We start from the raw sequence: 23492 nt of genomic DNA on the forward strand, positions 1-23492 counted from the left end.
AAAACGTCCCCAACCACTGTACATACTTCTTCTTTAGATTTTCGCTATTCCACAACGCAGATTTGCTCGCTAGGCTGGGAGCTGGCGATTATGCGCTGGCCGGTGGTGCGCCGCTTTCCCACAGGCACTGTTTTAAGAGCCAATATCACACCCGCAGGCTTTGCCACGATTACCGATAGTCGCGGTTTGCCTTGGCTGAAGGTCTCCATTGGTGACGAGGATCGCATTTGCTTGGTGCGAGCCAACCGCCGATTTATTCGTCCGCGCTGAGAATTTAGTTGTTTACTTTAGTTTGCTTGAGAGGGCGTGGGAAAATAGGGAAGACTGCTCCTCACCCAAGATTCTTCATGACTGGTCTTTACGAAGCACAAACGATCGCGATCGCCCGTCAACTGTGGGCGGCTAGTCAAGAGTCCCGCAACTTTTTCAGTCAACTGCGGGAGCAAATGCGCATTGAAGATAAACTCCTCAGCTGGGCGATGGAACATCCGGGGCTACGGGTGCAACTCTTTCGCCTCATTGACTGCCTGCCGAGTCTGCGCAGTAAAGCCGAGGTGGCACGCCACTTGCAGGAGTACCTCAGTGACCCCAGTGTGGAGTTGCCGGAAGGCCTAAAAAAACTCTTGAACTTTGCTCAGCCGGATTCCCTGCCCGCCCAAGCAGCGGCAACCACCTTCACAACAGCCGTTCAAGCCCTTGCCCACAAGTACATTGCTGGTGAAACTACCGAGCAGGTGCTGAAAACCATTGGCCGCCTACGCAAGCAGGGCATGCTGGTGACGATGGATATTCTTGGGGAAGCGGTGATTACGGAGGCAGAGGCGCAGCAGTATTGCGATCGCTACCTTGACTTGATGCAGCAACTCAGCCCCTTGGGTCAGCGGGAAGGGGTGAATCCAGTCCAAGTCTCCGTGAAGCTGACGGCCTTCTACTCGCAGTTTGATCCTTTGGATGTGTCTGGCTGCCGTGCCAAGGTGGGGGAACCGATTCGGCGGCTGTTGCATCGTGCCCAAGAATTGGGGGTAGCGGTGCACTTTGACATGGAGCAGTATGCCTACAAAGACATTACCCTCGCAATCCTCAAGGACATTTTGCTAGAGCCAGAGTTTCGCGATCGCGCTGATGTCGGGCTGACCCTGCAAGCCTATTTGCGGGATAGTTACCAAGATGCCCAAGACCTAATTACTTGGGTGCAACAGCGGGGGACACCAATCACCGTGCGGGTGGTCAAGGGCGCCTACTGGGATCAAGAACTCATTAAGGCGGTACAAAATGACTGGCCATTGCCCGTCTATCAACACAAGCAAGATACCGATGCCAACTTTGAGCGGGTGATTGAACTGCTCCTGAGTCACCACACGCTTTTGCGCACAGCAGTTGCGAGTCATAATGTTCGTTCCCAAGCGCGGGCGATCGCGATCGCCCAACATCAGCACATTCCGCCCACGGCCATGGAATGCCAAGTTCTCTATGGTATGGCCGATAAACTTGCCAAGGCTCTTGTGGAAGCGGGGCAGACGGTGCGGGTCTATTGTCCCTACGGTGAGCTGATTCCGGGGATGGCCTACCTGATTCGGCGGCTCTTGGAAAATACGGCCAATAGTTCCTTTTTGCGCCAACAATTGGGAGCGGTAAATATTGACGCACTCTTGGCACCGCCAGAACCAACGGCAGACTTTAGGGCAGTGAACGTTCATCTGACCACGGGCAAGACCTCAACCTTTCTCAATGCTGCCAATAGCGACTATGCCCGCGCCAGCCAGCGGGAAGCGATTCAAGCGGCCTTAATTCATGTCCATCGCCAACTAGGGCAAACCTATACCCCCATCATCAATAGCGATCGCGTCAATACCCTCGAATACAGTGAGTCCCTCAACCCCTCACAGCCCGAAGAAGTTGTCGGTCGCGTTGGCTTGGCCACCATTGAGGATGCCGAGCATGCAATCCGGGCTGCCAAAGCTGCTCAAGCGCAGTGGCAACAGACTCCCGTAGCCGAACGGGCCATCCTGCTCCGGCGGGCAGCGGATCTCCTCGAGGCACAACGCCATGAACTGGTGGCTTGGATGTGCTACGAAGTGGGCAAGGTGGTGGCGGAAGGGGATGCTGAAGTCTCCGAAGCTGTTGATTTTTGCCGCTACTACGCTGATGAAATGGAGCGCCTCAGCAGCGGCTATGACCGCAACTTTCCCGGCGAAACCAACCATTACCACTACCAAGGTCGCGGCATTGCAGTCGTCATTTCCCCTTGGAACTTTCCCCTAGCGATTCCCACCGGTATGACCGTGGCCGCCTTAGTCACAGGCAACTGTACCATCCTCAAGCCCGCGGATCCGGCGGCTGTGGTTGCAGCGAAGCTGGCTGAAATTCTCATTGCCGCTGGTTTTCCCCGCGGGGTGTTTCAGTTTCTCCCCGGCCGTGGCTCCGTGATTGGCCCCTACCTCACCAAACATCCCGATGTGCATCTCATTGCCTTTACTGGCTCCCAAGAGGTGGGCTGCCGCATTATTGCTGAGGCAGCGGTGTTGCAGCGGGGACAAACCCACATCAAACGGGTGATTGCCGAGATGGGGGGCAAAAACGCCATTATCATTGACGAAAGTGCCGACTTAGATCAGGCAGTGGCGGGGGTGGTGCAATCAGCCTTTGGCTACAGCGGCCAAAAATGCTCCGCCTGTTCACGGGTGATTGTCCTCGAGTCCATCTATCAACCCTTTGTGCAGCGCTTAGTGGAGGCCACCAAGTCCCTCAATATTGGGCCTGCCCATTTGCCCAGTACCCGTGTCGGACCGGTGGTGACCGCAGCCGCCCGCGATCGCATTCAGGAATACATTGCCAAGGGACAGCGGGAAGCGGAACTGACCTTGAGTGTACCGGTACCGGAGGTGGGGTATTTTGTCTCTCCTACCATCTTTACCAACGTCCCCCCCACCGCCACGATCGCCCAAGAGGAAATTTTTGGCCCGGTGCTAGCGGTACTGCGGGCAGAAACCTTCAGCCAAGCCCTTGAAATTGCCAATGCCACGGCCTATGCCCTGACGGGGGGGCTGTATTCGCGGACGCCGTCCCATATTCAGCAGGCCAAAGCCCAATTTGCCGTAGGGAACCTGTACATCAACCGTGGGATTACGGGGGCGATCGTGGATCGGCAGCCCTTTGGTGGCTTTAAGCTCTCAGGGATTGGTTCCAAAGCGGGTGGCCGCGATTACCTGCTGCAATTTCTGGAACCGCGTGTCATTACCGAGAATGTGCAGCGCCAAGGGTTTGCCCCCATTGCCGGAGTGGATGATTGATGTCAAAGGGCACTCAGCTATTGGCCGACCTTCAGGAGCGCATCAGGGCAGCGGGCGCCATTTCCTTCTGTGAGTTTATGGCCTTGGCTCTCTATGCACCGCAGTGGGGCTACTACAACCGTCCCCAAATACAGATTGGTCGGCGCGGCGACTTTATCACGTCCAGTAGTCTGACGAGGGATTTTGCGGAACTGCTCACTGAGGCTTTTGTGCAGATGTGGCACGCCTTGGAGCGACCGCAGCGGTTTACCCTGTTGGAGATGGGGGCGGGTGAAGGCCAATTTGCGGCTGGGGTCTTGGGCTATAGCCAAGCGACCTACCCCGATTTCTTTACCGCCTTGGAGTACCAGATTCAAGAGCAGTCCCCCACTTTACGGGAACGCCAACGGCAACGCTTGGCTCCTTGGGGCGATCGCCTGTGCTGGCGAGGCTCTGACACTCCTGCTGAACCAATCACCGGCTGCATCTTTAGTAATGAACTCGTGGATGCTTTTCCCGTGCATCGGCTGCAATGGCAGGGGGACGGTTGGCAGGAAATTTATGTCAGTCTCGATGCCCAAGGGGCGTTGCAAGAAGTCTTGCGTCCCCTTAGCGACGATCGCATTCACAAATACTTTGCCACCGTTGGCATTAATCCGCAGCAGCAGGGCTACAGCGACGGCTACCGTACCGAGGTTAATTTGAACCTCATCCCCTGGCTCAAGGATCTGAGTCAGCACCTAGAGCGGGGCTTTGTTCTCACCATTGACTATGGTTATCCCGCCCAGCAATACTATCATCCCGCCCGCTGTGAGGGTACCTTGCAGTGCTACTATCAACACCGCTACCATGACAATCCCTACTGTTTTGTTGGCGAGCAAGACATTACGGCTCATGTGGATGTGACGGCCTTGACGCGCTATGGGGAGCACTTTGGCCTTGAAACCCTCTATGTCACCCGCCAGAGTTTATTTCTCATGGCCTTGGGTTTGGGCGATCGCCTACTGGCGCAACAGCAGAGGAATGGCAATCTCCTCCAAGCCCTCAACCGCCATCAATCACTGCACCAACTCATTGACCCCCTTGGCCTCGGTGGCTTTTACGTCGTTCTCCAAGGCAAGCAAGCCACCCTCGATCTGCCGCTATTAGGCGAACTAGATACAGCACTAAGTTAACGGTTTTTCGTGAATTTGAACATCAATTGCTGAATCATCACTACGGACTTCATATTTATGCTCTGATTGACGGTATACATTGACTGTTTGATGGGTTGTTGAAAAAGTGTTCTCTTCTAGATATTGAGGGTTACCCCAGATTATCTCTTCAATGGTGCTAGAGGTATACTCAGTGAATCCACTACCTGAGTCTTTCACAAGTTGTTCAATTTCACGAATCTTCTGTAAGTAATTTATGCCTTCTGTATCATCATCTGGCATCACAATAAAGAGATAGTCTCGCGCTCGGCTGATAGCCACATTGAGAATATTTTGGTTGTTAAGGAACATCTGAGAACTTGAAGAGAGTTTTGGTGGTGGATTGAAAAGAGTAACAATAATATCGCACTCATCACCTTGGAAACCATGGATGGTACCGACTTCAATCTCAATAGTACTCGGCTTAGGAGACCATGAGTCAGTTAACCTATTCAATAGGCTAGCTTGGGCACGATAGGGAGCAATGATTCCGATGTGTAACTTCGAACTTAAATGGACTTGGCTTGCAAGCCAGCGAACGAATTCAAAAGTGAACAACGCTGAGTAGATATGGTAAGGCGTTCCACTTTCCAGTCGCTTAGGTCGGTAAATACTTTCATATTGTTTAACGGGAAACTTAATAAGATTGATTGGCTGAATGGTAAGGCTACCAAAATTTAATGGACGCTGCATTTCATTTGTTCGATGGTGCCGTAAAATACCGTCATAAGTAAATCGACTGAAAACTTCGCCAATAGCAGGAATACTCCGATATTGTGTTTCTAGGTTTATTACTCGGTACCGATGTGGCTCTGTAGTAGGACTTGCAAAAGAGCCTACTTTACTGAGGCCAACCAGTGTATAGATATTTTCACTTTTCCAATCTTCAACTTCAGAAATCGGTTCAATTTGGAAGGGATCTCCCGCAATAATAAATTTGCAAGACCGGTGGCTGTATAGTGGATAAATAATGTTGACAAGTGGAATCATTGAAGCTTCATCAATCACTATTGCATCCCACTCTATTTCACGTAACTTCTGCCTACCAGATTTGGTAGAAAATCCATCATAGACAAAACGGGCAATCGTCGTGACTGTTATGAAATGACTTAACTGGCTAATATCAAAGGAGCGATCGCGACACACACCTGCTTTTTCAATATACTCATCACTAGAGCTTCCAAAACGAATAAGCCAGTTTTGATAGGAAATATTTGTGCCCATTTTCTCTATAATACGAGCCACTAAAACATCGGCTGCTTTATTAGTAGGTGTAAGAACAAGTACCTTGGCTGGATTAGCACCTTGCATCATTGGAATCAGCACTTTCTCTGCAAGGTAAGTAGTCTTACCTGTACCAGGTGGACCGAATACAAACTCAATATGAGGCGTTAGGTTCGCCTTCATATCGAACTGATTGTCCAACCCTAGTTCACGAAAGCGCTTCATTAGTTTATCTAAGAGAAAAGATGGATTTTGTATTTCGATACAAGCTTCTAGTACCTTACTTAGATCAAGACCCTTCAGGTCATCCTCAGAAGTAAGCTTACCAAGAAGTATAAATTCTTTTGCCGTAAATGATTCAATATGCAGTTTTTCCTTTCGCCCATCAGCAAAACACAAATCTAGACGTACATCCGAAAAATCTTCAATCGAGGGTGGAATAAAACGATTCGGCTCCTTTAGAAGAATAGTCCTAGATGACTGATTGTCCAAGTCTACTTTACTAAATCGAATAGAAATAGCCTTGCTATTTGAAAATTTTTCAAGATTTTGCATGCACTCTAGTTCAAGTAGTGAAATAAACCAGCCATAGCTGTACCGAGGCAATTTTTTAGCTTTCCGATATAGAGCTTCTTCACGTTCTATGCGATCAAGTTCACTAGCGTAGCGATCTTTGGCACGATCTAGCTTTTTGTCATAGTTAACTGATTGTGGAGCATAGTCATCTGCATCTTGAATACTGTCATCCTCCTTATTAGGAGCCTTAACTGAAGAGCGACGCTTTTCAATTTCTTGAATTAGAGAAGACTGACAACTTCTATCCTCTAATTGAGTACTTTCTCTGCGAGCAGCCTTTTTGAGAATATCTATTGCTTCAGTTTCGGAAATTCCCAGTTCTTCTAGTACTTTATTGAATCTATCAGCTTGCTCAATTTTCCGAGATTCTTCCTCACTTAAATAAGAAGTTTTTTCTGATTTATTTTTTATTCCCAAAAATTCGATAAAATTTCCTGCGTCACGTTGATTATATTCATCTGAAAGTTCTTGAATTGTAATAGCATCAGGAGAAACCAGATCACCCGACTTGTTTAGGAGCCACTTACTTTTGCGTAGCCTCTCACTAACACTTGTGTCATATTCGTATTCTCCTTTGTAACCTCCACGTGGTCCAAAACGCCTTCGAGATACCGTCATAGCACTTTTATAACTACTCCACCAATAGCGAGTAAGAATATTCCAAAGGAGAATAGATTTTTCATGATTCACTTTCTCTAATAATTCCTCTAAACCATCAATTTTTTTGTCATCACATGTCACTCCTATGCCAGACCAATTATAGTGAACTTCATAGCTAGGGACGTCAATTATTTTTGGAATAGAATTAACACCAAGCTCACGTAGAAATGTTTTGAGATTTTCTTCATCTTTTTCATCTATAAACTTCTTGTATTCATCTTCTAGTAAAAACCTTGTATCTGGTTTAGTTTCAAACCATTTCCTTAATTTAGGAGTCGGGAAATATATTATTTCGTTCGGTTTACTCCAGTGAATTTCTGAATTATTACTTTTATTTTGTGTAAAGCAAGCAAGAAAGGGAATTTTTTTAATGTTATTCAAAAAAATCTTGGTCTCATATTGGGGAAGAGACATGAAATAATCAAAAAAAGTCTTTAAATGAGTAAGTCGCTCATTGATACTAAGTTTCTGTAGAGATTCATCATCTTCATATTGAGGTAGGATAATTTCATATATCTCATCACGTTTAGATGGTTCTTGACTATTGACGCCTAATAAACCTAAAAATTTTTTTAAGATTTCATGATCAGATTCAGGATATTTCTCAGCGAGATATTCCCAATCTAGGAACTTGGTGTCCAGCTTGGATTTATAAAAAGCAACTAGAGCATCAGTTGGAAAATACAGTGCTGTTCCCCGAGAATATCCCCTTTGACCATTTTTTGCTTGATAAGGCAGGAAGTCTATCTTCTTAATTCTTGAAATAAAGTGATCCATTTCATTATGCGGGCACTCATTTTTGAAGTATTTGAATGACTTAGCCAAGAAATTATCTGGTGAGATCTGTCCTCTAGCTATCTTATTAATATCAGCCTCAATTTCATCCTTGACGGTGTATTCTCTGATGCCGAAGCGAGCAAAAAACTCCCTAGCACTTTTTTTATTACCATTGCCTATAATTCGTTGGGTAGCCATAAATAGCTTGTATGATAAGGCTTTATAGTCGTCATGATCACTATTGGGAAGAAATAGAGCTAGCTTACCTTCTTGATCGTATACTGAAGTAACATTTCCATCATTATCAATAAATATATTTCTATTTTTTGCTATATCCATCCTTTTTTTGGATTCAGATATCCACTCATAGAATCTATACAACCATTTATAGTTTTGTTTTTTTATGAAAGCACTAAATGTATCCTCAAAATTATTCAGAATGTCATCTTCATCTAACCAATCAGATATAATTTCATCGATATAATTCACGAGTTGCTTATTTTTTCGATGACATTCATCTCGACCAAATGAAGTAAATACCCAGCAGGCATCTTGATTACCTGTTAGAAATGCCAACTGCTCGTTAGAAATGATCTGTGTAATTCTAGGAATAGATGCCCAATAGGCATTGTCTGATTTTGCAAATCGGTTTTTGCTAGAAGGAAGTAATGCTTCTTCCTTAAACTTAGACTTGATGGCTGTATAAAATGGCCTGAATGAAATTCTACTACTATTATCTTGATTATCAAACATTAATTCATTATAGGGAATAATATCAATGATACTATCATCTATGAGTTTTTCATCTCGTAGTACAGGAAGGCTATCAGCAGCAAGTTGTGCTAAGTCCTCAATAAGCTTTTGGTTATGTTCCTCTCCAGCTTTGATACCTTCTCGACTGTCTGTCAGCAGAAATGGTGCATGCAAAATAAAGTTGAGATTTGTTTCTTCTCTAGTTGGAAAGAAACAAAATGCAGGACGATGAATGGGGCGTAGTGCTTTATTTTTTTCTAAAGCGTAGCCAATAGAATAAGTATGACCTTTATCATTGGTTCTGCTAAACATTAATAAGTATTCGATATTTTTTCTTTCATTTGTAACTAATGACAGCTTTAGATGTTGAACTCTGATATCTTGTTGCTGAGTCTCATCTCTAACTTCTTTAATATACTGACCATTAACATTACCTGCTTCAAAAGAAATGAATTTTAGGTTAGAGAGAAATAGAGTAGGAAATTCTAAAGACTTTAATTTTTTAAGAATCTCGTCATAACTCTCTTGAGCTTGTTTTTCTGTGTGGTCAAAAGGAAAGAAAAAAACTGTTTCTGATGACTCTCGCCAATCAAGATCAGCATCTAGCATACGTGGCACGATAAAGCGTTCAATTTTGAACTGAAATTGTGGATCATAGATGTGTGGTGTTTGGGTGTACTGAAAAACTGCCTTAAAGCCAATTCCAAATTTACCAATTGAAGCTTGAGTTTTGTTTGAGTTTCCAATTGAAGTAATTGCGTTAATATGGCCTAAAGTGCCATTTTCTCTATCCTCTTTTTCTCTGTCGGGATCAGAAATAGTAAACCAAATAGAACCATTGTGTATAAAGTACAGTCCATCTTTTTTAAGTCTGAACTTGGCAATAGTTGCCTTAGCATCATCAGCATTTTGCAGTAATTCATAAATGAAGTGTGCTTGGTCAGAGTATTTGTCCACAACACTACGCTGGAGACCACGCATGAAAGGCTGCTCAAGCATATCAGCAGCTTGGGCGCGAACTTGGGTAAGCTTATCGAACCACTTTTTCTCTTTTCTTCCCATTATTTTTGTTAATAACTTAGCTTTGTCACGCTATAGCATACTAAATTTCAAGGAATAATATGCATAAATTTTAGAAATCTTTACTTGCGATCATCAAGTGTATTGCATGGCTTAGGGACTGTGATCGCCCCCTATAAAGGAAATTAGCTATGCCAGCAATATTTACCGCATTTAGCAAGTTAAAACTGTATCCTGATGTTTGGTTGGCAAAACTGACTGGTAGTACTGCTCTAGTTGCTGGGTGGCCGCCGCCCAACTCCAGCGTTCAGCTTCTTGGCGGGCATTTTGGCGTAGGGTCTCGCGATCGCTCGGAGAGTCAAAGAGGCGCTGACAAGCCGTAATCGCTCCTGTAGAATCCGCTGGGTCAAACAAAAACCCATTCACCCCATCAGTGACAATATCCGGAATCCCCCCACTGTTGGCAGCCACCACAGGACAGCCTGCGGCCATCGCTTCTAAAAGAACCAAGCCAAGGGTTTCCGTGCGCGAGGGAAAGACAAAGACATCCGCCGAGGCAAAAGCTGCTGCCAAGCGTTCACCCCGCAGATAGCCCACAAAATGCGTGGGGGTACCGGCAAAGTGCTGTTCAAGGGCTTCCCGATGCGGACCATTGCCCACGAGTGCCAGTCGCGCCTGAGGAATCTGCTCCAGAATGGGTTTAATCTGCTCAATTTCCTTTTCCGCGGAGAGGCGACCAACGTAGAGCAATAGGGGGGCTTCTGGATGCCCTTGGCTGAGAAAGTAACGCATTTCTTGACTTTGGCGCTGCGGATGAAACAACTCCACATCTACCCCCCGCTGCCAGAGATCCAGATGGCGAATGCCGTGCGCTTTCAGTTCTGCCACCATTGCCGTTGAGGTACACAAGTTGAGTTGAGCACGGTTATGGGCCAACCGCAGCAGCGACCAGAGCACCTCTTCAAGAAACCCCAAGCCATAGTACTTCAGGTATTGCGGCAAATGGGTGTGGTAGGAAGCGACCAAAGGCAAGTGGAATTTCTGCGCATAGTACAGACCCGCTACCCCCAAGACCGCTGGGTTCGCTACATGGATCAGATCGGGTGCAAAGGCCTCTAGGGCTTGACCAATGGCGGGTCGCGGCAGGGCGAGTTTGAGTTCAGGATACAATGGGAGGGGAAAACCGGAGACACCGTAGATCTGCGCACCTTCATAATGGTCTAGCCCGCCTTCGGGAGCCACCACCAACACCTGATGGCCATTCCGTTGCAGATGTCGGACGGTTTGACACAAACGGGTCACAATGCCATCAATCTTGGGAAGAAAGGTCTCGGTAAATAGCGCGATCCGCATTTCGCTAACCTGAATGGGAGGGGGATTTTTCCCATTCTCGAATTAGGGGGGTCTTGACGCAACCCATAGGGGCAAAAAAGTTGCTTGTACTAGGAGGGGTGAACTGTGGCAAAGACAGAGTTACTAATGGCGATCGCTGGCCTGAATCGAGGCATTCTAGCCACACCGCGCGATCGCAAACAGGTGGCCGCCCTTGCCGCTTCCCTTGAAACCATGAATCCCACCCCAGATCCCCTCAATGCCCTCGAAAAACTTGCTGGGGATTGGCGACTCATCTACACCAGTAGTCAGGCGCTGCTTGCTCTAGATCGCTCCCCAATTGTCAAGCTGGGGCAAATTTATCAGTGCATTCGTCCGCAGCAGCAGCGCATCTACAATATTGCTGAACTCTACGGCTTGCCCTTCCTAGAGGGGATTATCAGTGTCTTGGCGCGCTTTGAACCCTTGACCCAACAGCGGGTACAAGTGTATTTTGAACGTTCGATTGTTGGCCTGCGTCAGTGGCTCAATTACTATTCTCCCTCCCAGTTCATTCCCCAACTCCACAGCCGTCAACCCCTGATTGCTCTGGATGTGCCCCTCAACAGCAATGATCAACAGGGCTGGCTGGAGATTACCTACTTGGATGAAGACCTGCGAATTGCCCGCGGTAATGAGGGGAGCCTCTTTGTCTTAAGCCGGGTTTAGGGACAATTCCCTGTACCGTTAAACTAGGGAACAGTGGCTCGACCCCTGCTGCAATGGAAGTACAGCTACCCCAGCAACTCAGTTTTCCATGGAATCCGATGCCTTCTGAGCCTCTGGCTGCAGGTTCCCTAGCGGCTCCTGCTGTTTCAGGGAGTGACAGTAGCCAAGAGCGCATCCGGCAGTTGGAGCAGGCCATTGATCAATGCCAACACTATATCAACGAGCTGAAGCAGCAACTGCGCAATCAAGAATTTTTAGAAGACTTACTGGCGCGTACGGAAGAAACGGCTCAGATTCAACAACAGGCAATCCTTGCCCTCCAAGAACAATTGCGCTCCCAAGCCACCTGTGCCCACGAGTTGGCCGAAATGAGCCACCATCGCCAATCCTTGGAAACGATTCTTCAGCAATCGCAAACGGAAATTGAGCACCTGCATCAGGAGGTGGATCGGCTCCTCAAGGCTCAAGATGCCCTCGAGGCTAAATTGGTGAATAGCCATCGCCTCCTGCGGCAACGGGAACAGGAATATCAACTCCTTGAATCCCAACTGCGCCAAGTCCAAGAGGAAAAAGCGCTGCTGCAAACTCGCCTTGAACAAGCCCGCTCAGAGTTGAGCGATCGCCAAACCCAACTGGATGATCTCAACCGTCGCCTCACCCAAGCCAACCATTTAATTGAAACCCAAGAACGGATCATCACTGCGCTGCAACAGGCGCAAGGATCAGAGGTCAGCAAAAACAATGTTATTCAGGGACTGAGTAAAACCCTCCTAAAAACCCAAACCAAGCTCCAAGAACTGGAGCGGGAGTATCAGCAACAGCGCCTGCAATATATGACCACCCAGCACTACAACCAAGAGCTGGAGGCGCGCACTAGTCAACAACAGGAACGCCTACAACACCTAGAAGCCCAAATTGCCGAACTCCAAGAGCAAATTCTCCATCAGGCACAGCAGGCACGGGAGCAGGAAACCGCTGTTCAACACTGGAAGGATCGCTACACCGAGGCCGAGCGATCGCTAGCGCAGTTACAACGCGTCATTGCCCAAATGGCCACGGGTGGATCCATTTCCCTGAGTGAGGTTCCTTCTTAGGGAGGATGTTTGAACAAATCTCAATTTTGTATAATAAGCCATAGTCATTACGAGTTTGTTTATGGTCAAATTCATTGGTTGGGCAGGGAGTCTGCGGGATGGCTCCTACTCTCAAAGCGCCCTAGATGTTGCCATTGCCAAAGCAGCCGCCCAAGGGGTTACCGTTGAACGTCTGGATTTACGGCAAATGACGCTCCCCTTTTGTACCGGTGCTGAGAGCTACCCCGACTACCCCGATGTCGCCATCTTTCAAACCAAGGTCAAGGAAGCCGATGGTATTTTGCTGGTGACCCCGGAGTACCACGGCAGCGTTAGCGGTGTGCTCAAGAACTCCCTTGATCTCCTCAGCTTTGAACACCTCAGCGGCAAAGTGGTCGCCATGATGAGTGTCCTCGGTGGCCAAACCAACAGCAATGCCCTCAATGATCTGCGGGTGATCTTGCGCTGGGTACATGCGTGGGTGATTCCAGAACAGGTGGCCATTGGTCAGGCGTGGCAAGCCTTCACACCCGAGGGGCAATTGAGGGATCCCAAGCTCGATGAGCGAGTGGACAAAATGATTGCCAGTTGGATTCAGACCACCCGTCAACTACGAGAAGCAAGCGCCTAATTCAATCCCTCTTGCAGCCACTGCGCCACCTGCTTGGCATGGTAGGTGAGAATGACATCAGCACCTGCCCGCTTAAAGCCAAGAAGGGTTTCCAGCACCACTTTTTTCTCATCAATCCAGCCATTGCGGGCGGCGGCTTTCACCATTGCATATTCCCCGGAAACGTTGTAGGCGGCCACAGGAACATCGCTCACCTGCTTGAGTTGGGCAATGACATCCATGTAGGCAAGGGCAGGTTTCACCATCACCAGATCGGCGCCCTCCTCAATATCCAAGCTGACCTCCCGCACTGCTTCGCGGACATTGGCTGGATCCATTTGGTAGGTTTTTTTATCACCAAACTTCGGTGCCGAATCTAAAGCATCGCGAAAAGGACCATAGTAGGCGGAGGCGTATTTCGCAGAGTAGGCGAGAATCCCCACGTGGGTATAGCCTGCGGCATCTAGACCCGCCCGAATGGCACCGACACGGCCATCCATCATATCTGACGGAGCAACAAAATCAGCCCCGGCAGCCGCTTGACTCACTGCCTGTTTCACCAGCACCTCTACGGTTTCGTCATTGAGAATTTCGCCATCTTTGACAATGCCATCGTGGCCTTCGCTGCTGTAGGGATCAAGGGCGACATCGGTAAAGATCAGCAGGTCGGGTAAGACGGCCTTAATGGCACGTACCGATCGCTGGACAAGACCCTCAGGATTGTAGCTTTCGGTGCCAGCATTGTCCTTGAGGTGCTCAGGCACAAGGGGAAATAGCGCGATCGCCCCAATTCCCAAGGCATAGACCTCCTTCAGCTCTAAAATCAGGCGATCCAGCGTATAGCGATAGCAGTCGGGCATTGAGGGGACTTCCTGCACCTGATCTTCCCCCTCCATGACAAAGACCGGATAGATCAAATCGCCTGTGGTTAGGGTATGCTCGCGCACCAAGCGACGAATTTGAGCCGTGCGGCGTAAACGGCGAGGCCGATGGGTTAGCTCCATAATTCAACAATCAAAAACTCAGTAATGTCCCAGTTCAAACGGCTGTGAATCAGCACGTACAACCTTTGGATTATTTCCGCATTATCTCACCTTGAGGGATCAAGACTGTAGGCGGTGCAGGATGCTTACAAACGTTTACGAACAACTTCAGTGTTCAAGCGGGTTGCAGATAGGGCAAGGCCAGATAGAAACTGGTGACGGTCTTGGCATCTTTCACTTGACCACTATGAATCGCAGCGGCCAAGTCAGCTAGAGAAAACTCCACAATTTCAATGTGCTCGTCGGTGTCCTGAGGCGGGGGTGTCTCTAGTTTTTCCAGCTCAGTGGCCAAGTAGGCGTAGATCACTTCATCAGAATAGCCGGGGGCAATGTAAAACTCTCCCAGTTTTTGCCAATGGTGGGCGCGGTAGCCCGTTTCCTCTTCAATCTCGCGCTCAATGGTGGCAAAAGGCTTTTCGTGATCCTCAACGGTGCCCGCTGGGAACTCCAGCAGATATTCCTCAGTGGCAAAGCGGTATTGTTTGACAAGGATCAGGTTGCCCTCTGGGGTCACCGGCACAGCTAATGCCCCCCCTGGATGCCGCACAGTTCCCAAGATCGAGACAGACCCATGGGGCAAGCGATATTGATTGACCTCAAAGGTAAACTTACGACTGCGGCAAAAGCAGTGGCGTTCGAGGACTTCGGGGGGGATTTTCGTCATAGGGGTTAGACAAGGGTGCGATCGGTGAGAATTTCGTAGCCCGTTTTGGTGACCAAGACCGTGTGCTCAAATTGGGCAGAGAGGGAATTATCAACCGTAACCGCTGTCCAGCGATCGCGCAAAATCCGCACCTGTTTTGACCCCGCATTCACAATGGGTTCAATGGCCAAGGTCATCCCCGCCCGTAGCCGCACATTCTTAAGTTCATTGGTGCGGAAGTTAAATACCGAAGGTTCTTCGTGGAGATTGCGCCCCACGCCGTGGCCAGTAAAGTCCTCGACCACAACAAAGCCATTGGCTTCGACATAATCTTGAATAGCACCCGCCAAATCCATGAGGTAGTTGCCTTCTTTGACCTGCTCAATGCCGCGGTAGAGGGCTTCTTCAGCCACTTTTACCAGCTTGGCCGCCTCCTCGGAGATTTCCCCCACCGGAATCGTAATGCAAGAGTCGCCATGGAAGCCATTGTAGTAGGCACCGGTATCAATCTTAACGATGTCGCCATTGCGAATCACTTTGCGGGGGCTGGGAATGCCATGAACCACCTCGTTGTTGATGCAAGCGCAAATGGAGGCCGGAAAGCCCTGATAGCCTTTGAAGCTCGGTGTTGCCCCCATTTCGCGGATGCGTTTCTCGGCATAGGCATCGAGATCCGCCGTCGTCATGCCCGGCTCGATCATCTGGGAAATTTCCTTGAGCACCGTCGCCACAATGCGCGAGGCCTGCCGCATAATCTCAATTTCTCGCTTGGACTTAATTTCAATGCCACGGCGGGGACGGGTTTGGATGGGGGTGGTGGGGGGAGTGAGCAGACTACCAAGGATATTCATGGGCGCGATGCAACCGCAAAAATCGTTCTTTTTCAGGATAACGCTGTTGCGCTGATCAGGGGAATGTCAATTTTATCCTTGAGGGATGGGTGAACGAACATGCGCTTGATAGAGCTGCTTAAATCGCCGCTGTTGCTGGCCGTGATCCACAATTGGCAAGGGATAACCGCAGCGATGCCGCTCTAGGGGAGAAATAGTTCCCGTCACCAAATCTGCCGTGTCTAGGGATTTCAACTCCGGCAGCCAACGGCGAATATACTCCGCCTCAGGATCAAATTTTTGCGCTTGACTGGCTGGGTTAAAAATCCGCAGCGGCTTTGGATCCATCCCACTAGAGGCACTCCACTGCCAACCGCCATTATTGGCTGCCAAGTCGCCATCAATCAGTTTTTGCATAAAGTACCGCTCACCCCATTGGGGATTGATGATCAAGTCCTTGGTGAGGAAACTGGCCACAATCATGCGGCAGCGGTTATGCATCCAACCCGTTTCATTGAGTTGGCGCATGGCGGCATCCACAATTGGGTAACCGGTGCGACCCTCACACCAAGCCGCAAAGTGTTCTGCGTGATTCAGCCAAGGAAAAGTGGCAAATCCTTCACGATGGGGACGCTCCGCCAAGTGGGGAAACCAATAGAGGGCGTGCTGATAAAACTCCCGCCACGCCAATTCCTGCTGCCACGTGCGAATACTCGTTTGTGCCTCTTCACTGCGGGCTGCGGCCATAGCGGCCTGACTGGCTGCCCAGACACGACGAATACCAATGACACCGAACTTGAGGGCAGGGCTTAAGAGGGAGGTTCCAGGTTGCGCTGGATAGTTGCGCTGCTCACCATAGTCTTGAATGTGCTGGCCAATAAATGTCTCCAGTTGTGCTTGGGCGGCGGCTTCACCGGGAGCAAGGATCAGTTCTCCTGACCAATGAAATCCCAAATCCTTGGCAGTGGGCAGCGGTATCGCCCCTAGGGCTGTGGCTGTCGCTTGTTCAGCTTCTGTCAGAGGTTCGAGGTGGCTGGGGCTGGGGACAGGCTCTGGTTTAGCTAGGCTTGACCAGTTGCGCCAAAAGGGGGAATAGACGGTGTAGGGCTGCCCCTGTTTTGTTTGTACGGCCTCTGGGGGATGCAGGAGTTGATCCCAAGCAGTTTCCACAGCAATTCCCTTTTCCTTGAGGGCAGCAGCCACAGCGCGATCGCGATCGCGACCGTAGGGTTCCACATCCTCATGCCAATGCACCGCCACCGCCCCTAAGCCACTGGCCACTTGGGGCAGAATTTGACGCGGGTCACCATGAAAAATTAAAAAGCTCCCCCCAAGTCGCTGATAGGCTTCTTGCAAGGCCTGTAGGCAACCCACGAGGTATGTCACCCGCACCGCCGCAATGTCCGAGGCACTGAGAATCGCCGGGTCAAAACAAAAAATGCCAACCACTTTGGGAGTTTGGGTGTAGGCAGCCGCCAACCCCACACTGTCACTCAGGCGCAGATCGCGACGATGCCAAAAGAGGCGCAGGCTCATCACCCGTCCATCCTAGGCGCACTAGAAAATAGCGCCAATACATTCATTGATTGCGGCTTTAACTTCCGGGGGTTCATTGTCGGCAGTCATTTTCTGAAATTCCTCATAGCTCATTTTTTCTTGGAGGCGGTTTATCAGGCAAGTGCAATAGCGATCGCCGCGATCGCCAAAGCCGGGAGGCGCTTGCGCCGCAAATTTGGTTTGACACTCCTGCATAAAGACCGCGATCGCCTCTGGGGGATAAGTCGCCGCTGGCGTTTCTTGGGCGAAAATAGATAAACTCAGCAATCCCAGACCGCTACTGCTGAGAAGGCTCATCACGAGTTTGGAGAATTTCATTGGGGCGACTCCTAGGGGCGATACCTGATGCGATTCTGGCAAAGAGCTTCCTGCGGTTGCTGCACTTCCAAACTTTTGTTGAGTTAGCGATCAAGTCATAGACAAGGATGCCACGTTTATCTATACTTGTCTTCTATCGTTTTGTGTGTACAGTTATCGGCAAAGGAGGCTCTCATTTCTGAACCACTTGCCCTCACCCAAAGCCTAAGGGGTACCCGTGAGATTCGCGATAACTATCAAGTGTTTCGCCTGACGGGTCTTATTGATGCGTTCTCCGAGTCGGCCTTTCGCAAGGTCATTAGTAAGTGTTTTGACGATGGGCCTGCCAACGTCATCTTAGACCTTTCAAAAATTGAGTTTATTGACAGCTCTGGCCTCGGCATTTTGGTACAACTGGCCAAAAAAGCCCAAGAGCATCAGGGTCAACTGCAAATTGTCACCAATCCCCGCGTCACCCAAACGGTCAAACTCGTGCGTTTAGAGAACTTTTTGCCCCTTCAGCCGGATCTGGCGACGGCGATCGCCCAAATTACTGGCGAAACCCATTCCTAAACATTCTGTTCCTGTGGCAGTAAAACTAAGGGGGGTCTTTTTAGCTGAAACGTCATGCTGGACTCTGCTGGATTATTGCCCCTTGTTCCCCCCAAAATTCCCGCCCATCAACTGCCACCGGCGGCTTTGGCCTACGTTGGCGACGCCGTTTATGAACTCTTTATCCGCTGGCTTTTTCTAACCCCCCCTCAACGCATTAATACCTACCACCGCCAAGTGGTGGCGCATGTGCGTGCCGAAAGTCAAGCCCGTTATATGGACTTCCTCTGGCAGCATTGCACCGAAACCGAACGCTCGATTTTTCGTCAGGGTCGCAATGCGGCTGCCGATGGCCCAAAGCGAGTTGCCGCAAAAATTTACCGTCAAGCTACTGGCTTTGAAGCCCTACTGGGATACCTCTACCTCACCAATCCGCAACGCCTACAGGAGATTTTTCAACTACTTGAGCGGCACATTCGCAATGAAATGAACAGCAATATCGACGAAGCAGAATCCCGTAATGAAATGTAACCACTGCGTGATAGGATGCTTAGTGGCCAGTTCAAGGCATCCTCGGATGCTCCCTATTCTGCTGTGACCGTTCCCGATTCTGCTTCAGCACCCTCTGTGCCATCAACCATTGCCAATTCCCCAAAGAAGGGCGGCTCGATGGCCGAGTTTTATCAACTCTGTCGCGAATTATTCACGACAAGCTTCGTGCTGATGGCGATCGCCTTTGGAGCGGTTTGGCTGATTTACGGCCTGAACACAGCGTTGAATTACCTTTTGGGGGCAAGTGCGAGCCTAATTTATCTGCGGCTCCTCGCCCGCAGTGTGGAGCGCCTAGGAAACGACCAGAAAAAGCTGGGGAAAACGCAGCTCCTTGTCGTCGTGGTTGTGATTATTTTGGCAGCCCGTTGGCAAGAGCTACATATTATTCCAGTGTTCTTGGGGTTCTTAACCTACAAAGCCGCCATTCTGGTCTATATGTTTCGTACGGTTTTGCCGTCCCCTTAACGCTGGCTCACTGTAGTGCTTAGACAACCGAGCGCGGAGGCATGATGCCTTTGATACACCTTTGGACAGCTCTTCCCCTTGCCAAGTTGGAGGTGGGGCACCATTTCTACTGGCATATTGGCAACCTAAAAGTTCACGGTCAAGTCTTCATCACCACTTGGTTTGTGATGGCCATTCTGATTGCGGCGGCCTTTGCCGCCTCGCGGAATATCCAACGGGTGCCCAGTGGTATTCAAAACTTGATGGAATACGCGCTGGAATTCATCCGCGATTTGACCAAGAGCCAAATGGGTGAGCACGAGTACCGAGCTTGGGTTCCCTTTGTGGGGACACTGTTCCTGTTCATTTTTGTTTGTAACTGGTCAGGCGCACTGGTACCGTGGAAACTCATCGAACTGCCAGAAGGGGAGCTAGCAGCACCCACCAATGACATCAATACCACCGTGGCCTTGGCTTTGCTGGTCTCCTTGGCCTATTTCTACGCCGGGCTACGCAAGCGGGGGCTGAAGTATTTCACCAAGTACATCGAGCCAACGCCCGTCTTACTTCCCATTGCCATCTTGGAAGATTTTACAAAACCGCTTTCCCTGAGCTTCCGTCTTTTTGGCAACATCTTGGCGGATGAATTGGTGGTGGGGGTCTTGGTGTTGCTGGTGCCCTTGTTTGTGCCCTTGCCCGTGATGGCCTTGGGACTCTTTACCAGTGCCATTCAAGCCCTTGTGTTTGCCACCCTTGCAGCCACCTATATTGGGGAGGCCATGGAGGGACATGGCGGCGAGCACGAAGAGGCGCACTCCTAAAAGGGGTACATACCCTGCTATTGTTATCTCTGGAAATTTTGTTTCGTCCTACTACGTCTCGAGGAAATCAACTATGGATCCGTTAGTCGCTTCTGCTTCTGTTTTGGCTGCTGCTCTGGCAATTGGTTTGGCATCGCTTGGGCCTGGGATTGGTCAAGGGAATGCCTCTGGTCAAGCCGTGGAAGGGATTGCGCGGCAACCGGAAGCGGAAGGTAAAATTCGGGGTACACTGCTGCTGACCTTGGCATTCATGGAGTCGCTGACCATCTACGGTCTGGTGATTGCGCTGGTGCTCCTGTTTGCCAACCCCTTTGCATCCTAATTAACCCCAGTGGGGGAGGCTTGGATGAGCTTTCCCCCGATCCCCCATTCTGGAGAGGCTGATGTTTGATTTTGATGCCACCCTACCCCTGATGGCTGTGCAATTCTTAATCTTGACCGTCATTTTGAATGCGCTGCTGTACAAGCCCTTGGGTCAGGCGCTGGACAATCGGGATGAATATATCCGAACCAACTTGCAGCAGGCCAAGGAGCGGTTGCAACAGGCCACTGAACTGGCTCAGCAGTATGAGCAGGAATTGGCCAGTACCCGTCGCCAAGCCCAAGCCTTGATTGAAGAGGCCAGAGCCGAGGCACAAAAAATTGCCACCGCCGAAATTGCCGAAGCACAGCAGGCCGTGCAGGCAGAGTTACTCAAGATTCAAGCAGAGATTGATCAGCAAAAGCAGGCGACACTGCAAGCGCTTGAGGGTCAAGTTGCCAGCTTGAGTGAACAGTTATTAGCGAAGTTACTGGCCTAGGAGTGTGGGTCATGGACGCAGTATTTTTATTGGCAACGGAAGAAGCGGGGCATTTTGGCATTAACACCAATTTGCTCGAAACCAATGTGATCAACCTTGCCATCATTATTGGGGTATTGGTGTATTTTGGGCGGGGCGTACTTGGCAAAACCTTGGGCGATCGCCAGCAACAAATTGCCACAGCCATTGCGGAAGCCGAAGAACGCCAGAAAGTGGCCGCTGCCCGCCTTACCGAAGAGCAGCAAAAACTGGCTCAGGCCAAGCAGGAGGCACAACGCATTCGCGAAGACGCCCTTGCCCGTGCCAAGGCTGCAAAGGAAGAACTCATTGCCCAAGCCAAGCGGGAAATTGAGCGCTTGAAGGAAACCGCTTCCCAAGATACGAGTGCCGCCACTGAGCGGGCGATCGCCGAAATTCGTGAGCGGATTGCCGCTATGGCACTTGCCGAGGCCGAAAACCAACTCAAAGCGCGTTTGAGCCAAAATCCAGACCTTCAGCGTACCCTTGTTGATCGCAGTATTGCCCTACTAGGAGGCAAATGATGCAGACCACTGTCCGTGGTGAACTGGTTGAACCCTATGCCGAGGCGCTGCTGTCGTTGGCGCAAACCCACAACCTCATTGATCAGTTTCAGCAGGACACGCAGTTAATTCTGGAACTCCTTGCCAGCTCCAGTGAACTGCAACAGTTTCTCGCCAATCCCCTGATCAAGCCTGAGGCCAAAAAGAACGTGCTGCGGCAGTTGACCGTGGAGAAGGTGCATGGCTACTTCCTCAACTTCTTAATGTTGCTCGTGGATCGGCGGCGAATTAACTTTCTTGGCTCTATTTGTGAGCAGTATCGTGCCCTTGTGCGCAAACTCCGCAATGTGATCTTGGCGGAAGTCACCAGTGCCGTCGAACTCAACGACGATCAACGCCGTGCCGTGGTTGAAAAGGTCAAAGCCATGACCGGTGCTGCCGATGTGGAGCTGGTTACTGCCTGCGATCCCGAACTAATTGGTGGTGTGGTGATTAAGGTTGGCTCCCAAATTTTTGATGCCAGCCTGCGGGGTCAGCTCCGCCGCCTCAGTCTCACCTTGGCGCAAGCCGCCTAACGTCCCTTTGTAAACTGTTCAACCCTTGAGAGCGACTTCTATGGTAAGTATCCGACCCGACGAAATCAGTAGCATTATTCGCCAGCAAATCGAGCAGTACGAACAGTCGATCAAAGTCGATAATGTCGGTACTGTCTTGCAGGTGGGCGATGGCATTGCCCGTGTCTATGGCCTCGACAAAGTGATGGCCTCAGAATTGGTGGAATTTGAAGACGGCACCGTGGGAATTGCCCTTAACCTCGAAGAGGATAACGTGGGGGTGGTGCTGATGGGCGATGGCCTCGGTATTGAAGAAGGCAGTACGGTGCGAGCCACCGGTAGAATTGCTTCAGTTCCTGTGGGTGAAGCAGTGATTGGTCGGGTGGTGGATGCCCTAGTGCGCCCTATTGACGGCAAAGGCGAGATCCACACAACGGCAACCCGCCTGATTGAATCCCCCGCACCCGGTATTGTCCAGCGCAAATCGGTGTGTGAGCCGTTACAAACGGGGATTACGGCTATTGACGCCATGATTCCCATTGGTCGTGGTCAGCGAGAACTGATCATTGGCGATCGCCAGACCGGAAAAACGGCCGTTGCCATTGACACAATTCTGAACCAAAAAGGCCAAGATGTGATTTGCGTCTATGTGGCCATTGGTCAAAAAGCGTCCAGTGTCGCTCAAGTGGTGAACGTGCTGCGGGAGCGGGGTGCACTCGATTACACGATTGTGATTGCCGCTAACGCCAGTGATCCAGCCGCTTTGCAGTATCTCGCCCCCTACACCGGTGCCACGATTGCTGAGTACTTCATGTACCAAGGCAAGCACACCCTCGTCATCTATGACGACCTCTCCAAACAAGCGCAAGCCTATCGGCAAATGTCGCTGCTGCTGCGCCGTCCTCCCGGTCGTGAAGCCTACCCTGGGGATGTGTTTTATCTCCACTCCCGCCTGCTGGAGCGTGCCGCCAAACTCAACGATGCCCTCGGCGGTGGCAGCATGACGGCGCTTCCTGTGGTTGAAACCCAAGCCGGTGACGTGTCTGCCTACATTCCCACCAACGTCATTTCCATTACTGACGGTCAAATCTTCCTCTCCTCTGACCTCTTCAACGCTGGCTTGCGTCCTGCCATCAACGCGGGGATTTCCGTGTCACGGGTGGGTTCTGCTGCTCAAATCAAAGCCATGAAGCAGGTGGCTGGCAAACTGAAGCTGGAATTGGCGCAATTTGATGAACTGCAAGCCTTTGCCCAGTTTGCCTCTGACTTGGATAAAGCCACCCAAAACCAACTGGCACGAGGCCAACGCCTGCGGGAAATTCTCAAGCAGCCCCAGTACTCACCCATTCCGGTGGAATACCAAGTGGCAACCATTTACGCCGGTACCAATGGCTACCTTGACGACATCCCCGTTGAGGCAGTGGCCAAGTTTGTTGCCGGTCTGCGGGACTACCTACACACAAGCAAGCCCGAATACGGCGAAATCATCCGCACCACCCAAAAACTGGATGAAAAAGCTGAAGCCTTGCTGAAAGAGGCGATCGCCGAATACAAAGCTGGCTTTACTGCCTAGGCGCGATCGCGTTATATCATGCTCTGAACCTGCCCTCTACCTAGGGTAGGTTTTTTTATGCCTAGGCTACTCTCAAGTGTCAAAAATCATTGCAGTTTCCTGAAGCCATC

22 protein-coding genes are annotated in these 23492 nt (G+C 50.1%); 15 read left to right on the forward strand and 7 right to left on the reverse strand.

What is annotated here, in order from left to right:
* The first annotated feature begins 90 nt into the window (after positions 1-90).
* The 3 genes from RHJ02_RS07645 to RHJ02_RS07655 all read left to right on the forward strand — a co-directional run bounded on the left by RHJ02_RS07645 (position 91) and on the right by RHJ02_RS07655 (position 4444).
* Entirely contained in the window at positions 91-270 is a 180-nt protein-coding gene (locus tag RHJ02_RS07645) for a hypothetical protein (RefSeq protein ID WP_149818268.1), read from the forward strand.
* Positions 271-347: 77 nt separating this feature from the next.
* Positions 348-3290, forward strand: coding sequence for an L-glutamate gamma-semialdehyde dehydrogenase (gene pruA / locus RHJ02_RS07650; protein ID WP_286626629.1), 2943 nt, complete (start codon positions 348-350; stop codon positions 3288-3290).
* The gene (locus RHJ02_RS07655) at positions 3290-4444 is read left to right on the forward strand and encodes a class I SAM-dependent methyltransferase (protein ID WP_310800093.1); all 1155 of its coding nucleotides are present in this window, start codon (positions 3290-3292) and stop codon (positions 4442-4444) included. Before pruA ends, RHJ02_RS07655 begins: the two co-directional genes overlap by 1 nt.
* On the opposite strand, the gene RHJ02_RS07660 is transcribed toward RHJ02_RS07655, so the two are convergent.
* Together RHJ02_RS07660 and RHJ02_RS07665 are read right to left on the reverse strand one after the other, a co-directional pair.
* Positions 4436-9514, reverse strand: coding sequence for a DEAD/DEAH box helicase (locus RHJ02_RS07660; protein WP_310744422.1), 5079 nt, complete (start codon positions 9512-9514; stop codon positions 4436-4438). The genes RHJ02_RS07655 and RHJ02_RS07660 overlap by 9 nt on opposite strands.
* 171 nt (positions 9515-9685) lie before the next feature.
* A complete protein-coding gene (locus tag RHJ02_RS07665) occupies positions 9686-10825 on the reverse strand; it encodes a glycosyltransferase family 1 protein (RefSeq protein ID WP_206199663.1) in 1140 nt (379 codons plus the stop codon).
* A 105-nt stretch (positions 10826-10930) separates the two neighbouring features.
* Here RHJ02_RS07665 and RHJ02_RS07670 point away from each other — a divergent pair, with 105 nt between their 5' ends.
* The 3 genes from RHJ02_RS07670 to RHJ02_RS07680 all read left to right on the forward strand — a co-directional run bounded on the left by RHJ02_RS07670 (position 10931) and on the right by RHJ02_RS07680 (position 13216).
* A complete protein-coding gene (locus RHJ02_RS07670) occupies positions 10931-11512 on the forward strand; it encodes a PAP/fibrillin family protein (RefSeq protein ID WP_206199664.1) in 582 nt (193 codons plus the stop codon).
* 98 nt (positions 11513-11610) lie between these two features.
* Positions 11611-12606: a hypothetical protein gene (locus tag RHJ02_RS07675; RefSeq protein WP_310742850.1), complete on the forward strand. Its 996-nt coding sequence runs from the start codon at positions 11611-11613 to the stop codon at positions 12604-12606.
* Positions 12607-12667: 61 nt separating this feature from the next.
* Positions 12668-13216 (forward strand): NADPH-dependent FMN reductase, encoded by a 549-nt coding sequence (locus RHJ02_RS07680; RefSeq protein WP_206199666.1) that lies wholly within the window; start codon positions 12668-12670, stop codon positions 13214-13216.
* On the opposite strand, the gene hemB is transcribed toward RHJ02_RS07680, so the two are convergent.
* The 5 genes from hemB to RHJ02_RS07705 form a co-directional block, all read right to left on the reverse strand.
* Positions 13213-14199, reverse strand: a complete 987-nt coding sequence (gene hemB, locus RHJ02_RS07685) for a porphobilinogen synthase (RefSeq protein ID WP_149818282.1) — start codon at positions 14197-14199, stop codon at positions 13213-13215. The genes RHJ02_RS07680 and hemB overlap by 4 nt on opposite strands.
* Positions 14200-14353: 154 nt before the next feature.
* Positions 14354-14902 carry an NUDIX hydrolase gene (locus tag RHJ02_RS07690; RefSeq protein WP_149818284.1) on the reverse strand — a complete coding sequence of 183 codons (549 nt, stop codon included), beginning with the start codon at positions 14900-14902 and terminating at the stop codon, positions 14354-14356.
* A gap of 5 nt (positions 14903-14907) precedes the next feature.
* A complete protein-coding gene (gene map / locus RHJ02_RS07695) occupies positions 14908-15732 on the reverse strand; it encodes a type I methionyl aminopeptidase (protein ID WP_206199667.1) in 825 nt (274 codons plus the stop codon).
* A 72-nt stretch (positions 15733-15804) separates the two neighbouring features.
* On the reverse strand, positions 15805-17250 hold the full coding sequence (locus RHJ02_RS07700) for a deoxyribodipyrimidine photo-lyase, 8-HDF type (RefSeq protein WP_315863702.1): 1446 nt from the start codon (positions 17248-17250) through the stop codon (positions 15805-15807).
* Between the two features lie 18 nt (positions 17251-17268).
* Entirely contained in the window at positions 17269-17586 is a 318-nt protein-coding gene (locus RHJ02_RS07705; RefSeq protein ID WP_206199669.1) for a hypothetical protein, read from the reverse strand.
* Positions 17587-17727: 141 nt separating this feature from the next.
* On the opposite strand from RHJ02_RS07705, the gene RHJ02_RS07710 reads away from it, so the two are divergent.
* From RHJ02_RS07710 to atpA, 9 genes are all read left to right on the forward strand, one after another.
* Positions 17728-18138, forward strand: a complete 411-nt coding sequence (locus tag RHJ02_RS07710) for an STAS domain-containing protein (RefSeq protein ID WP_225901526.1) — start codon at positions 17728-17730, stop codon at positions 18136-18138.
* Positions 18139-18192: 54 nt separating this feature from the next.
* A complete protein-coding gene (locus tag RHJ02_RS07715; RefSeq protein WP_206199670.1) occupies positions 18193-18648 on the forward strand; it encodes a Mini-ribonuclease 3 in 456 nt (151 codons plus the stop codon).
* 15 nt (positions 18649-18663) lie between these two features.
* Positions 18664-19134 carry an ATP synthase subunit I gene (locus tag RHJ02_RS07720; protein WP_206199671.1) on the forward strand — a complete coding sequence of 157 codons (471 nt, stop codon included), beginning with the start codon at positions 18664-18666 and terminating at the stop codon, positions 19132-19134.
* 41 nt (positions 19135-19175) lie between these two features.
* The gene (atpB, locus tag RHJ02_RS07725) at positions 19176-19934 is read left to right on the forward strand and encodes a F0F1 ATP synthase subunit A (protein WP_149818298.1); all 759 of its coding nucleotides are present in this window, start codon (positions 19176-19178) and stop codon (positions 19932-19934) included.
* A gap of 73 nt (positions 19935-20007) precedes the next feature.
* Complete coding sequence (gene atpE, locus RHJ02_RS07730) at positions 20008-20256, forward strand: ATP synthase F0 subunit C (protein WP_009767951.1); 249 nt, start codon at positions 20008-20010, stop codon at positions 20254-20256.
* A 61-nt stretch (positions 20257-20317) separates the two neighbouring features.
* Entirely contained in the window at positions 20318-20734 is a 417-nt protein-coding gene (locus RHJ02_RS07735; protein WP_206199672.1) for a F0F1 ATP synthase subunit B', read from the forward strand.
* An 11-nt stretch (positions 20735-20745) separates the two neighbouring features.
* Positions 20746-21276 carry a F0F1 ATP synthase subunit B gene (locus RHJ02_RS07740; RefSeq protein WP_206199673.1) on the forward strand — a complete coding sequence of 177 codons (531 nt, stop codon included), beginning with the start codon at positions 20746-20748 and terminating at the stop codon, positions 21274-21276.
* Positions 21273-21830, forward strand: coding sequence for an ATP synthase F1 subunit delta (gene atpH / locus RHJ02_RS07745; protein ID WP_206199674.1), 558 nt, complete (start codon positions 21273-21275; stop codon positions 21828-21830). Before RHJ02_RS07740 ends, atpH begins: the two co-directional genes overlap by 4 nt.
* 40 nt (positions 21831-21870) lie before the next feature.
* Positions 21871-23382, forward strand: coding sequence for a F0F1 ATP synthase subunit alpha (gene atpA / locus RHJ02_RS07750; RefSeq protein WP_206199675.1), 1512 nt, complete (start codon positions 21871-21873; stop codon positions 23380-23382).
* Positions 23383-23492 lie beyond the last annotated feature (110 nt).

Source organism: Thermosynechococcus sp. TG215, from assembly GCF_031583455.1.
Classification (GTDB): Bacteria; Cyanobacteriota; Cyanobacteriia; order Thermosynechococcales; family Thermosynechococcaceae; genus Thermosynechococcus.